This window comes from Ruegeria sp. HKCCD7221 (assembly GCF_013031225.1).
Classification (GTDB): domain Bacteria; phylum Pseudomonadota; class Alphaproteobacteria; order Rhodobacterales; family Rhodobacteraceae; genus Ruegeria.
On record NZ_WPZE01000003.1, the window covers coordinates 50,388 to 63,647 of the forward strand.

The 13,260-nt window shown below is 53.5% G+C and carries 12 protein-coding genes and 1 tRNA gene; 4 read left to right on the forward strand and 9 right to left on the reverse strand.

The features are described from left to right. The first annotated feature begins 60 nt into the window (after positions 1-60). Positions 61-137, forward strand: a tRNA-Arg gene (locus GOX73_RS09315). A gap of 427 nt (positions 138-564) precedes the next feature. On the opposite strand, the gene GOX73_RS09320 is transcribed toward GOX73_RS09315, so the two are convergent. The 9 genes from GOX73_RS09320 to GOX73_RS09360 all read right to left on the reverse strand — a co-directional run bounded on the left by GOX73_RS09320 (position 565) and on the right by GOX73_RS09360 (position 10,352). Continuing rightward, on the reverse strand, positions 565-1,464 hold the full coding sequence (locus GOX73_RS09320) for a sterol desaturase family protein (protein ID WP_170464538.1): 900 nt from the start codon (positions 1,462-1,464) through the stop codon (positions 565-567). 273 nt (positions 1,465-1,737) lie between these two features. Further along, positions 1,738-2,487, reverse strand: a complete 750-nt coding sequence (locus tag GOX73_RS09325; protein ID WP_171125972.1) for a peptidase — start codon at positions 2,485-2,487, stop codon at positions 1,738-1,740. Positions 2,488-2,498: 11 nt separating this feature from the next. Next, the gene (locus tag GOX73_RS09330) at positions 2,499-3,296 is read right to left on the reverse strand and encodes a transglutaminase family protein (RefSeq protein ID WP_171125970.1); all 798 of its coding nucleotides are present in this window, start codon (positions 3,294-3,296) and stop codon (positions 2,499-2,501) included. A 3-nt stretch (positions 3,297-3,299) separates the two neighbouring features. Next, positions 3,300-4,241, reverse strand: coding sequence for an alpha-E domain-containing protein (locus GOX73_RS09335; protein ID WP_171125968.1), 942 nt, complete (start codon positions 4,239-4,241; stop codon positions 3,300-3,302). Positions 4,242-4,243: 2 nt separating this feature from the next. Continuing rightward, positions 4,244-5,662, reverse strand: coding sequence for a circularly permuted type 2 ATP-grasp protein (locus GOX73_RS09340; RefSeq protein WP_170464173.1), 1,419 nt, complete (start codon positions 5,660-5,662; stop codon positions 4,244-4,246). A 297-nt stretch (positions 5,663-5,959) separates the two neighbouring features. After that, a complete protein-coding gene (locus tag GOX73_RS09345; protein WP_171127114.1) occupies positions 5,960-7,669 on the reverse strand; it encodes an adenylate/guanylate cyclase domain-containing protein in 1,710 nt (569 codons plus the stop codon). A gap of 497 nt (positions 7,670-8,166) precedes the next feature. Continuing rightward, a complete protein-coding gene (locus GOX73_RS09350; protein ID WP_170389882.1) occupies positions 8,167-8,631 on the reverse strand; it encodes a CoA-binding protein in 465 nt (154 codons plus the stop codon). 3 nt (positions 8,632-8,634) lie between these two features. Continuing rightward, the gene (locus GOX73_RS09355; RefSeq protein ID WP_170412916.1) at positions 8,635-9,000 is read right to left on the reverse strand and encodes a 2Fe-2S iron-sulfur cluster-binding protein; all 366 of its coding nucleotides are present in this window, start codon (positions 8,998-9,000) and stop codon (positions 8,635-8,637) included. Beyond that, a complete protein-coding gene (locus GOX73_RS09360) occupies positions 8,997-10,352 on the reverse strand; it encodes a selenium-binding family protein (RefSeq protein ID WP_171127115.1) in 1,356 nt (451 codons plus the stop codon). The genes GOX73_RS09355 and GOX73_RS09360 overlap by 4 nt, the downstream gene beginning before the upstream one ends. A gap of 70 nt (positions 10,353-10,422) precedes the next feature. Between GOX73_RS09360 and GOX73_RS09365 the strand changes: the two genes are divergently transcribed. The 3 genes from GOX73_RS09365 (at position 10,423) to GOX73_RS09375 (ending at position 13,133) form a co-directional block, all read left to right on the forward strand. Continuing rightward, entirely contained in the window at positions 10,423-11,184 is a 762-nt protein-coding gene (locus GOX73_RS09365) for an IclR family transcriptional regulator (protein ID WP_170389915.1), read from the forward strand. 96 nt (positions 11,185-11,280) lie between these two features. Beyond that, on the forward strand, positions 11,281-11,634 hold the full coding sequence (locus GOX73_RS09370) for a putative quinol monooxygenase (RefSeq protein ID WP_010437910.1): 354 nt from the start codon (positions 11,281-11,283) through the stop codon (positions 11,632-11,634). Between the two features lie 215 nt (positions 11,635-11,849). Beyond that, a complete protein-coding gene (locus GOX73_RS09375) occupies positions 11,850-13,133 on the forward strand; it encodes an adenylate/guanylate cyclase domain-containing protein (protein ID WP_170356190.1) in 1,284 nt (427 codons plus the stop codon). The last annotated feature ends 127 nt before the right edge of the window (positions 13,134-13,260 follow it).

A 13,260-nucleotide genomic window follows, 5' to 3' on the forward strand; every position in this document is an offset into this window, starting at 1 on the left:
TTTTTGCAGAATCGACTTGCACGTCCCGAACACCGGGTCTACATAGCGCCTCACCAACGCGGACCGATAGCTCAGCTGGATAGAGTACTTGACTACGAATCAAGGGGTCGGGGGTTCGAATCCTCCTCGGTCCGCCACTTGGTACTGGAAACATTGAGTAAATTTCCCTCAGCGTCATCCTGCCCCTTTACTGCCACTAAAATCGAAACGCTTGCCAGTTCACCTGTCCGAAATCCGGTTGAGTCCCATTGTCGCACCCCCCCCCGGCCTCACCCGGACGCCGCGCGATTTTGTTTATAAGCCACGCATAGCAAGCGCGGGATGTCGGGACTTTTTGACTGTTGTGTCAGATGAGATGAGATCATCCGTGCAGTTATTAAAGTGTTTCACCGAGATTATATAAGCAATTTGGTCATTTGTTGCACCAAGCAAGAACAGCCGCTTTGAAGTCAGAGCGGTCATTCGCTGCAACTTGTTTGAACGTCTACTTTGCGGACTTTTCTGCCGATGCTGAACGCCTTGCGAAGGACACTCAAGCGCGGCAAAGCAGTCTTTGGTTCAACGCTATTGGTCTATTTGGTCAGTGCCAAGCTTGGTTCGCCCGGACGAGACAGATGAAGATCGCCTCCGTTGGCTCGGGGCGTCGAGGGCACCTCCGCTCGCCGGGCCGCGCAGCGGCTGAAGCAGCATTCGGTCGAGCCAGAGGTCTCGGCGTGTGCGAAACTGCTCGATGCCGATTTCCATGCCTTTATGCCCCTTCTCGGGTTGCGCAATGTAAGTACCTAGAAGGCGGTCCCACCACGGTAGGTTAAAGCCAAAGTTCGAGTTGGTCTCGCTTGGATCGACGGAGTGGTGGACTCGGTGCATGTCTGGAGTGACAACGAGCCATCTGAGAATTCGATCCACCGGACGCGGCAAATCGATGTTTGCGTGATTGAAAAGCGCGGTAGCGTTCAGGATCACCTCGAACAGGAGTACGGCGACAGCGGGCGGCCCTAAGGCTGCTACAACCGACAGCTTGATCCCCATCGAGATCAGGATTTCTACCGGATGGAAACGCAAGCCAGTGGTCGCGTCAAAATCGAGGTCGGCGTGATGCATCCGGTGTAGACGCCAAAGCCCAGGTACGGCGTGGAACATCACATGCTGAAGGTAGATTGCGAGATCGAGAAGCAGCATGGAGACCAAGATGGCAACCCAAACCGGCGCCTCGATGTTGTTGAAGAGCCCCCATCCGCGATCCTCGGCCATGGCTGCGAGACCGACTGCGAGGATTGGAAAGGTCAGCCGCAGAATGGCGGTGTCGAGCACCACGAGCGCAAGGTTGTTTGTCCATCGGATAACACGCGGAATATCCCGTCTTCGCCGGGGTGCGGCCACTTCCCAAAGTGCCATCGCGGCCAGGACGGAAAGGAAGGCAATAAGGCGGATAGTTGGTTCAGCAACAAGGATTGTGTCGGACATGGACTTCCACCATTCGGGTTTCCGTCGCGATAGAATTGCAAGCTGTTCTAGGCGACGACCGCTCCAATGTAACGCAGACATGCAAGCGATACCATCTGAGAGCGGCTTGGTCCGCTTAGCGGAACTTCCAATGGTTTTCGGGAATGACCGTTTTCGGCAGAAGCAGACATTTAAGTCGAAAAAACGAGTCGATATTGCGCGATATCTGCTTTCACCGAGACCGGGCATTCAGCAAATTAGGCTTTATGTCCGAGTTGCGGACAAAGCGGACGCTCAATCGTTTGACTTTCGCCCCGATTTGTATTCTGGAAGTTTGGCCAAGGCCGACTTCAACGCATCTCCCCATCCGTCGGAAACAATGCGAAAGTACTGGTCGTCGGACTCGAATCTTGACCGCGTACCGCCGTCAAGGCTGTCTTCATCGTAGAGAAGCAGGTCGAGCGGAGCACCGACAGACAGATTGGCCTTAATCGTGGAGTCAAAACTGACAAGCAAGAGTTTCACGGTTTCTGGAAAACTCATTTCCGGATCGTAGGCTCGCACCAGAATAGGACGGCCATATTTTGTTTCACCGATCTGAAAGAACGGGGTGTCGTCGCTGGCCTCGATAAAATTGCCTTCAGGGTAGATCAAAAACAGGCGAGACGGGCCGCCGTTGATCTGGCCTCCAACAATGAGCGTCGCGTGAAAAGCGCTGTCAGCTTGCTGACCGGACCGGGCATGCTCCTCGATGACGTCGTTCAGAGTAGCCGCGACCAGTTGCGCAACTTGAAACATTGTCGGTGCCTCTAAAATCGATGGTGAACGATCTGCCGGCGCTTTTGTTCGTTCTTCCAAAAGGCTTATTGTAGCCTGAGTAGTCGCAAGGTTTCCAGCCGTTAGGATTGTGATCGAACGGTCCCTTTCTACCGTCCAATTGAACATCTTGTTGAAGGTCGAAACATTGTCCACGCCTGCATTCGTGCGCGTATCGGACATGAACACCAGCCCGCGATTCAGCCGCATGCCCACAGCATAGGTCATCAATTTCTCCGTTACTGCTGTGCGACCTGCAACTGCACTGTCAATTGCTCGCCCGCTGTCCCAATTCTATTCCCTATTACCGGTGCGGCTTGGGCATAGTCCAGCCCGGTTGCGACGCGGACGTATCGATCGTCAGGCGAGATCCCGTTTGAAACGTCAAACCCGACCCAGCCAAGCCCGTCCAAATGCACTTCGGCCCAGGCATGGGTCGCGTCCTGCAGTTCTGTTTCGCTCATCATCAAGTAACCCGATACATAGCGTGCTGGCACTCCGATCTGTCGCGCGCATGTAATGAAGATATGAGTGTGGTCCTGACACACGCCACGCCCAGCTTTGAGGGCATCTTCTGCGCTCCAGCTCGGGTGCGAACTTCCAATTTCATACGCGACCTGAGTTCGAATGTTTTCGGACAGGGCATGCATCCGTTCCAGCGGTTCGCCTTTAGGTAACGCGCCAATCAGTTCGGCAACCCCTTTCCCCGGCGTTGTCTGCGGGGTACCCCTATTGAACAGCCACAAGGGTGTCGACCCTTCGTGACGCCCCAAGACGCCGTGGATGTCTTCCACCTCAACAACGCCTTCAGAGATCAACGAAATACTTTGGGTGTTTGCGTCGAAACTGATCAATTCCACAGTGTTACGGTGGTAGTCTTCAAACGTCAGTTCTTTTCGCCCGCCGGTGATTTCTGTGTTCCAACTTTCGATGCTTTGATTGCGAAAGGACTTTGGTGTCTTCCTGAGCTGTTGCAACCCGAAGGGGACTGGTGCGTCGAAATCGTATCGTGTCTCGTGTCGAATGTGCAGTTTCATTGTCTACTCGTAGAACCGGTAATCAATCTCGATCTGACGGCTTAAGTTGCCGAGGTCGGCTAGAAAGTCCTGAATGTATTCGTGAAGTCCGATTTCAAAGATATCTGAGATCTTCTGATCCAGGTATTTTTCGTAGAGAGCATTAGACGCCTCGCACGAAGGCCCGGCAAAGCCGTAGTCTTTCTTCAGGTATGACAGGTTCTCTTGAATCTTTCTGCAGCAAAAGTGAAGACTGCGAGGCATCCGCTGATCCAAGATCAGAAACTGCGCAATGTCAGACGGCCGGGTTTTCTCACCATGGGTCATTCGATACCCTCCACCAGCGCCGACGGAACGCAAGATGCTTTCCCATTGGATGTTGTCCAGTGACGAGCCGACCGAGAAGGCTGTGGGCAGAAGAACATAGTATTTCACGTCTAGAATGCGCCCGGTATTGTCTGCCCTCTCGACAAATGTGCCAATGCGGGTGAAGTCGAAAATGTCATTGCGCAGCATGGTCCCCAAGGTGGCACCGCGAACCAGAGCCGCCTGTTGACGAATGAGTTCCAGCGTCGCAGGCAAATCCCGCTCATTCACGCGGCGCTTCATGACCTCGTCAATCTGCATCCAAGTCGCGTTTACAGCACTCCACACATCGTGGGTCAGTGCTGTCCGAACAAGGCGCGCGTTGTCTCGTGCCTGCTTGATAACCGACTTGATCGAGGATGGATTGTCCGCGTCCCGCAGCACCCAATCAACAGCGTTGTCCTTGGTAATATCATCGTACTTGGCGTGGTATCCATCCAGAACTCCGGCCGTTTTCAGAACTGACCCCCATTCCTCGGCGGAGTTCTTAGTCCGGGTCAACGCCATCCTTTGACCTGTCTCCAGCAGCCTGGCCGTGTTTTCCGCGCGCTCCAGGTATCGGGACATCCAGAACAACCCGCCAGCAGTTTTTCCCAGCATGGTCAGTCCTCCAGAACCCAGGTGTCTTTGGTCCCGCCGCCCTGGCTCGAGTTTACGACCAGCGAGCCTTTTTTCAGCGCTACGCGGGTCAATCCACCGGGTGTGATTTTGATCCCGTCGGGAGACACCAAAACAAACGGCCTAAGGTCGACATGTCTGGGGGCCAGCCCTGAACGTGCGAAGATTGGAACCGTTGAAAGAGACAGTGTCGGCTGAGCGATATAGTTCGCTGGCCGCGCTTTGAGCTTGTCCCGGAAAGCAGAAATCTCTTTTTTGCTGGCGGTCGGGCCAATCAACATACCGTAACCGCCAGACCCATGCACTTCTTTCACAACAAGCTCGGACAGGTTGTCCATGACGTAAGACAGCGAGACAGGGTCGCTGCATCGCCAGGTTGGAACATTCTGAAGCAGAGGCTTTTCGCCCGTGTAAAATTCGACGATCTCGGGCATGTAGGAATAGATCGCCTTGTCATCGGCAATACCCGTTCCGGGTGCGTTCGCGATCGTGACGCCGCCTGCGCGATAAACGTCCAGAATGCCTGGCACACCCAATGCACTGTCAGGGTTGAAATTCAATGGATCCAAGAAGTCGTCATCAACCCTGCGATAAAGCACGTCGATGGGTTTATAGCCTCTGGTGGTGCGCATGCAGACGCGCCCGTCGACAACGCGAAGGTCGTGGCCTTCGACCAATTCCACGGCCATTTGATCAGCAAGAAACGCATGTTCATAGTAGGCTGAGTTATAGATGCCGGGGGTTAACACCGCGACAGTGGGTTCTCCGTCTGCGCAAGCTGGCGCACAGGCCGCAAGAGACCGCCTCAGATTGCGGGGGTAGTCGGAAACATTCCGAACATTCGTCGCGCTAAAAAGCTCGGGGAACATCTTTAGCATCGTCTCCCGGTTCTCCAGCATATAGCTGACCCCGGATGGCGTACGAGCATTGTCTTCCAGGACGAAAAACTCGTCTGGGCCGGTTCGCACCAGATCGACGCCGACAATGTGCGTATAGACCTGACCGGGTGGTGAGACCCCAAGCATCTGCGGCAGGAAGGCCTCGTTTCCGGCAATCATTTCAGCAGGTACACGCCCGGCCCGGACAATTTCCTGACGGTGGTAAATGTCATGTAGAAATGCGTTGATTGCCCGCACCCGCTGTTCGATACCGCGTTCCAACCGCTGCCATTCCCGAGCTGAAATAACTCGTGGCACGATATCAAAAGGTATTAGACGTTCTTCGGCCTCGGCTTTGCCATATACGTTAAAAGTGATGCCCGTCAGCCTAAAAACTTTTTCGGCTTCGCGCTGTTTCGCCCTCAGTCGTGATACGTCTTCCGCGTTGAACCAGCGGCCGATCTCTTCGTATGGACCTCTGAGTGATCCATCGCCATTGAACATTTCGTCAAAATACTCACTCATTCTTTAAGTTTTACGCATAGATCAGATTTTTCAAGTCATTCAGGCTTGGTTAAAAGCTGCCTTTGGAAGGAGCGTCTAATTTTCAGGCTAACTGGATAACGTGATGATCTTAACAATATGGCGTTATTTGTGTTTCCAGTTGAAGTCACATTCAATGTTTTGCGCTCAACAGTAACTGGTTTTTGCTGCATTTGAACGTCCGCATTGGGCTCGAAGCAGCCATTCGCTGCGCAGTACGTCAGTGACCGGAGTGCGGACGAAGCCGCCGGGCTGCATAGCCTGCTTGATTTTGTTTTCTCAGATTGGAAGGCCTGCTCTTAGCCATCCATCCCTCCATTGCTCCGAGCATTCGGGAACCCTGAAAATGGGGAGTCTCGTTTGTTCTTTAATGTCTAGATCCGGACGAAGCTCCTTCAGTTCAGATACCGCAGCCCTCGCTGACTCCAGGTCTCCGTTTTGAGCCAAGGATGCGATGAGCATGAGATGCGTAATCACGAATTTCGCCCTAATGGCCAAGGCGTTTCGATTGGCCTCAACGGCTTCAGCATAGCGGCTAAGTTGGAAAAATGCGGAGGCCTGCCCAACATAGGCTGCGTGCCGCATCGGATCTTTCGGACTGAGATTGATTGAGTGTGTCGCGTGTTCCAGGGCTTCTTCGGGTCTGTCGAGAAAACTCAGATTGATGCTAGCGAGCATGTGAACGGTCGCAGCGTTTGGATTTTCGGCCAATGCTTGTTTGAAAACTGCGCGAGCTCGCGGCAAGTCTTGTGCAAGCATAGAGATCGAGTGTGCGGCGTAGGCCAACGCAATTCCATCTGCGCGATCGCTCAACAATACACGTTCTGCTGCAGCAACAGCTGCCTTCGGCCCTTCGTCAATCGGTTTCAGTCCCTGCACCATTCTTTGGATATGCAACCACGCAAGTAATCCAGCTGCCGACGAATAATCAGGATCGCGCACCAACGCCAGACGCGTAAGGCGAATGGCCTCACGGTTGTCTTCGTCCGTCAGCAGGTGAAAATGTGACTGGGCCCGAAGATAAAGTTCATAAGCGTCGAGATTTTCTGTCGGTTTCGCCCGAGCGCGAACTGTCTCGGCATGGCGAACGGACGGTTCGATCGCCGTAACAACTTCCTGCGTGACCTGATCTTGAAGGTCAAAAACATCGTCCAGCATCCCATCGAAACGATCGGCCCAAAGATGACTGCCATTCTCTGCATCAATTAGCTGTCCTGTTATCCGTAGACGCTGGCCTGCGCGCCTTACCGAACCCTCAAGCACATACCTCACGCCGAGCGCCTGCCCAACTTCGCGAATGTCGGTGCTCTTACCTTTAAAAGTAAAAGATGAGTTTCGCGCTACGACCATCAACCAACGAAAACGAGACAACTCTGTTATGATGTCCTCGGTAATTCCATCAGCGAAAAACTCTTGTTCCGGGTCGCCTGACATATTGTCAAACGGCAGCACGGCAATACCGGGTTTCTCAGATTTGACAGTTGCACTTGTAGCCGTCGAACCGACAGGCCACTGCCACACGCCAACTGGGCGTGCAATGTTCTTCAACTCAGTCTTCCGACCGCCAGAGAACGAGGCGGCGGCTTTCCGGTCTAGGCTGTTGTGTGCTGCGTCTGAAAGCAATATCTGCCCCGGTTCCGCTAATGCCTCGAGACGGGCAGCTATGTTGATACCGTCACCGAATATGTCATCGCCTTCCGAAACTACTTCCCCTGTATGTATGCCGATGCGGACTTGAATCTCCTGTGGTCGTTCAGCCGTCTGAACAGCAATCGCGCATTCTGTCGCAGCCGATGCGGAGCGAAACTCAGCAATCCAGCCGTCACCCATGCTTTTGATCAATCGCCCTTCATGAATAGCCAAAGCGGGCATTAGATGATCCTCACGGAAAGCCTTAAGCGCTTTGAGTGTTCCGTCACTATCCTGATCCATCAACGCCGAGTATCCAGCGACATCAGCCGCCAGCACAGCCGCAAGCCTCTTTTCCATGTTTCTCTCCCCGCTTGTTGGAAGCTAGCCTGCAGAGAGAGCACTGTCAGCCCGGTATTTAGAGCAAAGTGGTCCCATCAAGAAAGCGCGATCGCTTTGGGCTCTCAACAGACACGGGAGCCCGTGCAGCATGTGTGATCACAAGGCGCCTGCCCTTCGCGGACGACCAAAAGCGGCCGTTTGACCTTGACCTCTGTCGCCGCGGTGCGGCCCGTCAAAGGAGATACTCGTTGCATGAGTGAGGCTGGAAGAGGGACGGAGGTCCGAAGAGCGCACAAAGCTGCCGTTCGCCGCTGCGCGGCGCTGGGACGTAGCCTGAAAATCCGGTTCGCGGACAAGGTGGCCGTTGGTTCTATATATAAAACGGCCATTCTTGGGTTTAGAGTACGCGGATTTCGTAAAGCGGGCAGGATTATGTGTCTTCTCTTCCGTAAGCACAATATCTCAATTGGCACCCTTATTGGATGCTGAGGAGGCCGCTACCAATCGAATTTCCATCATATCTTTAGGTCCAGGCGCGGCTTCCAAAAAGGGCGGAAGAGTTCAATCTTGGGGCATCGGTTCATCACGACTTTAAGGCCCGCCGCTTCGGCGAGTTGCGCTGCTTTGTCGTCGTACACACCGATTTGACCCCAAAGAACTTTTGCCCCGATTGCGATAGCCTTCTCGGCAAAGGCATACAACTCTTCCTTTGGACGAAAAACGTCTACCATATCAACACGTTTGTCGATCTCTTCCAGCGAGTGGTAGACCTTGAGCCCTCTAATTTCCGAAACATTCGGGTTAGGATTCACCGGTAGAATATCATAGCCGATTTCACTCAGCTGTCGCAGAACGCCATAGCTGAATTTCGTTTTGTCCGCGCTAGCCCCCACCATTGCAATGGTTTTAACCGACTGCAGGATGTCGGCGAGGTATTTGGGGTCGTAATCGTAGATGCGGTCGATATCTGCTTCGGGCATCGGTTAACCTTCCTTCGGCGTCGCAATGTCAGCCTTGAGTTCGTGGGGTTTTAGAGGGTCGAGAAACGGATTGCGGTACAGATTGTCATGGCTCTCGACCCCGATCTCAAGCGTGATGTCGGATGTCGGACGTGCCACGCAAAGGATCACATAGCCGTTCGCGATTTGCCGATTATTCAGCGCAACCTGTCGGCGTTGATCGATCGCACCACTCTGTAGTTTTGCCGCGCAGGTAATGCAGCCGCCATACTTGCACCCAAAAGGCAAGTCGACGCCCTGTTCTCTCAGCGTTTCCAGAAGTGGACGCCGCGCATCCACACAGTATTGCGCGCCATCTCTGTTCGCGATCGTCACGGTATACACAGTCATAGCCAGATGTCGCTTGTGCAATCACCGCCCGGATACCGGCTCTCGTGACAGCGCGATGGCCCATTCGGTTCTTTGCCAAAGTCCACAATGAAATCCTCGTTGATCTTCATGCCACCGTTTTCAGGGTCGCAATCGATCATCACCATAACCCCGCCCTTTTCGCGGATCTCGGGATAGAACTGGTTATCCCAAGTCGAGAACAGCGAAGTCGTGACATAAAGCCTTCGTCCGTCGAGAGAGAGCTGGAACATTTGCGGACCACCCGCGACCTCAACCCCATTAACTATCGGAGCTCTACCCAAAAGACCTCCCATAAACACTTGGCCGGTTAGCTTGGGATTATGCGGGTCGGTGATGTCATACTGGCGCATATCTCCATGCAGCCAATTGTTCAGGTACAAGTATTTGTCGTCCATCGAGATCAGGATCGCCGACATTACCCCCGGCAACGGGATCGGCCATTCGGGGTGCATCTCGTTTTCCACGTCGATGATCTTTTCCCACCGCCACTTTTTAGCATCGTCTTGCCACCAATGGATCACATTGGTCGAAAGAGCTGCGCCACAGAACCCATGCGTGCTGTCGGGGTCATGGTGGAACTTGACTTCCAGTGGCAACAGCCCGTCTTCACCCAAATAGAAACTTTCGACCGGTTCGCGCTTTTCGAAATTCCAAAAATGCAGCTCCCGCCCATATTTTAGATGGCCCACTTCTTCCAGATCGAAGCCCGGCATGAAGGTATTGGGCGCAGCCCATTCGGAACTGACCATCACGTTGTGGCGTGGTTGGTACCAGAAGTCATAGCCGAATTTGATATCGCCCATCGAGGTTTCCCAGCGACCGACGATGTTGAACTCTTTGTCGAGATGCAGATAGCCTCCAGGAGCCTCACCCTTGGCATTTCCAAGGAAGGAAATGATAATTTCCGAGCCCAAACAATGCACCGTATGCGGGCCCGATAAATCTGCCTTGGCCTTGATTTCGGCCCCGTCGATGACCTTATGCAACCGCGGCGCACGCGGGTCAGTGGCTGTATCAACGATGTGAAGGTTGTTAGAGCGTACGCCCGGCAGGATCAGGTATTTGCGGGACATCGAGCCGTCGTCGTGACAGGACGAACAGGCGTTCCACCCCATGTGGTGAAGCTCGTCCCCAATCCCCGGCATTTCCAGCCTATGGATTACCTGAGAATAGGTCGGGCTGTCAGGGTCGACATCCACTGTAGCAAGGTAATCAGGTTTCTGGATCCCTGTCCCGGTGTAGATGGCGATCGTGTAGAGTAGCTTTTCTCGGGGGGCTTTGATGGCTTCTTGCGGACTCTTGAAGCCCGGTCCACAGCATTGTCCATCCATCGTATGCTCCTCCCTTGATTCCCCAAATTGTATCGTATATCGAAAAATCAATTATCATAAAGTGAGAAAAATGCATCTCGAACGATTAGCGCTGGTTTTGGAAATCGTGGGTCAAAAAGGACGTGCGTCCGTAGCGGATATATGTGCTCAGTCCGATATACCTAAACCGACGGCCTACAGGCTGGTTCAAGACCTTGTTTCGTCCGGCCTCCTTGAATCACCAACCCGCGGAGAGTTCGCGATTGGGAATAGGCTAAAGCGTATCACGTTGAGCGATCACTCTGATCCCGCTCTTTTGCAAGTGATTGCGCCTGTCCTATCTGGCGCCGCGAATGACTATGGCGCTGCATTTTTCTTGTCTCGGCTACGGGGCCATTGGGTCGAGATTATTCATGTGGAGACACCGCAGACGGGCGTGTCTTTTCTTCATCCAGGTATGGGCAAACGACCAATGCACGCGTGCTCTTGCGCCAAGGCAATCGCCGCCGTTTCGCCTGAACTGCTGTCTCAAGACCGATTGGATGGGCAGCTTAAGCAGTACACAGATCGCACGATTACAGACCCCAAGGATCTGGCCGCGGAACTCGATGTCATTCGAGCCAAAGGGTATGCCGAATGTGTTGAAGAGCTCGAGCGCGGAATCAGTTCTGTCGCTACAACGCTGACCAAGACAGGTGTTGGTGCGACGCTTTCAATCGGCGCTACGGCGTCTCTTCGGGTGTTTACACCTTCCGAGCGAGAAAAGATTGGCCATACACTTACCACAATGTCACACGAACTTGCTCGCGCGCTAGGATGGGGTGAAGCAGATGAAGAAAGGATATCCGCTTAGGTTCATGGGTATCGCAGTGCTTTAGGTTTATACCATCCAGCAGGACAGGTGTGTTTTGCGACCTTCGCCGCTTTCAGGTCAATGAGGGAGACAAATATGGACGATGCAATGTTTGGTGGGTTCTTCGTGATCAACGTAAAACCTGAGTATCGGCAGCCCTTTTTGGACGCCAGCATCTTCCAAGCGCAAAATGTTGTCAGTGAAGAACCCGAAGTTTTCCAGTTTCATATTATGGTGGATGAAACAAACCCAAATCGTTTCTATTTCTACGAAGTGTTCCGGAACGAAGCCGCAGTCCAGGATCATTGGGAATCTGAAACCTTCAATAACTGGTTAAACACTGTCCGAAAGATGCTGGATGGAGAGATCGAACTTGTTGCTAGGATGCGCTCGCTTTTTCCGACGCCAAAAGGTTTCGAGGCGCAAAAAGCAAGCCTGCTACTATGGTAAAATTGACCGACGTTTGAAACTACCACCGGTACGAGAAAATTATGAGATTTGGTGCTTGTCCGCTTTGGGCTCGAAGCAGTCATTCACTCAATCGCGGCGAATGTCTGCTCTGCGGACAAAGCTGCCTCCGCCTGGCGTCCGCTCTGCAATTCTCTGGTCTCGCAAGCCCTGTGTGATATCCATGTTGAAATGTGATCAGGAACCGAGGGCAAATTGTGCCGGACTCACAGGACAACGCCTATAAACAAACCCTTCGAGCCGAACTTGTTCGAGCGCGTGACCGTGAGGCCGCGACGCGGGAAATCCTGACTGTCATAAGCCAAAGCCGCGACGATGAGACGCCAGTTTTTCAGACTATCGTAAAAAACGCAGCGCGGTTGTGTAGTGCTCCGATGACCTTTGTGGTTTTGATCAATGAGGACCATACCGAATGGAAAATAGCTGCTGCCACGGGGGAAGCGACTACTATGATGAAGGTCGGCAACGTCTTTCAAGTCGGCCGAGAATTTGCACCTTACAAAAGCGTCAAAACGCGTCGGATCGTCGAAGAGCCTGATATACGCGAGACGGAGTTCTACAAATCCAGGCATGCGGATGCGATAAAATTGGTGGACGTCGATGGTATCCTGTCGCGTGTGTTCGTCCCGCTTGTTTCGCAGGGGAAATCTCTTGGCAATCTGGTTCTGCTGCGACGAGAGGTCGGCAAATTCGCACCTGACGACCTGCTTTTGGTCGAGAACTTTGCCACCGAAGCCGTCATCGCCATCGAAAACGCGCGACAGTTTAGAGCCTTGGAAAAGCTGAATGCAGAACTTGGAGACCGCGTCGAGGAACAGGTAGGCGAGATTGAGCGAATGAGCCGCCTTAAACGCTTTCTTCCCAACGCTGTCGCCGACACGGTGATCTCCTCAGGCTCTGAGGCCTTGTTGAAAAGCCATCGCTCCCTTTTGGGTGTTATTTTTTGTGACATTCGTGGGTTCACGGCATTTTGCGAAACTGCGGAACCCGAAGAAACCATCGAGGTGTTGCAGACCTATCACGAGGAAATGGGGAAGCTGATCAACGCGCATGGAGCGGGCGTAGACCATCGTATGGGCGATGGAATCATGGTGCTGTTCAACGATCCGTTGCCCTGCGAAGACCCTGCCAGAGACGCGGTTCGGCTCGCGGTTGCGATGCGCGCGAAAATGGTTGCGTTGTCCAAGAAATGGAAGCGGCTTGGCCATAGACTTGGGTTCGGCGTGGGCGTGTCACTCGGATATGCGACCGTAGGCATGGTCGGGTATGAAGATCGATCAGACTACACCGCCTCGGGCACTGCGATCAATTTAGCGGCTCGTCTCTGCGATATGGCTGAGGACGGCGAGATACTACTCAGCACCCGCGCAGCGATCGCTGTGGAAAACGAATTCCCGTCGGTCTCAGCAGGAGAGGTCACGCTCAAGGGCATCCGCGAACCGGTTGAGGTTTTTCGAATGACCAAGGGCAATGCAGAGTAGAATAACACGCATTGGCGACGGTTGCTCTGAAGGCTGCTTTGGGCTCGAAGCAGTCATTCGCCGCACACGGCGTAAATGACGGCTGTCGGAACAAAGCGGACACAGATGTGGCCTCAGTCTTCACGAG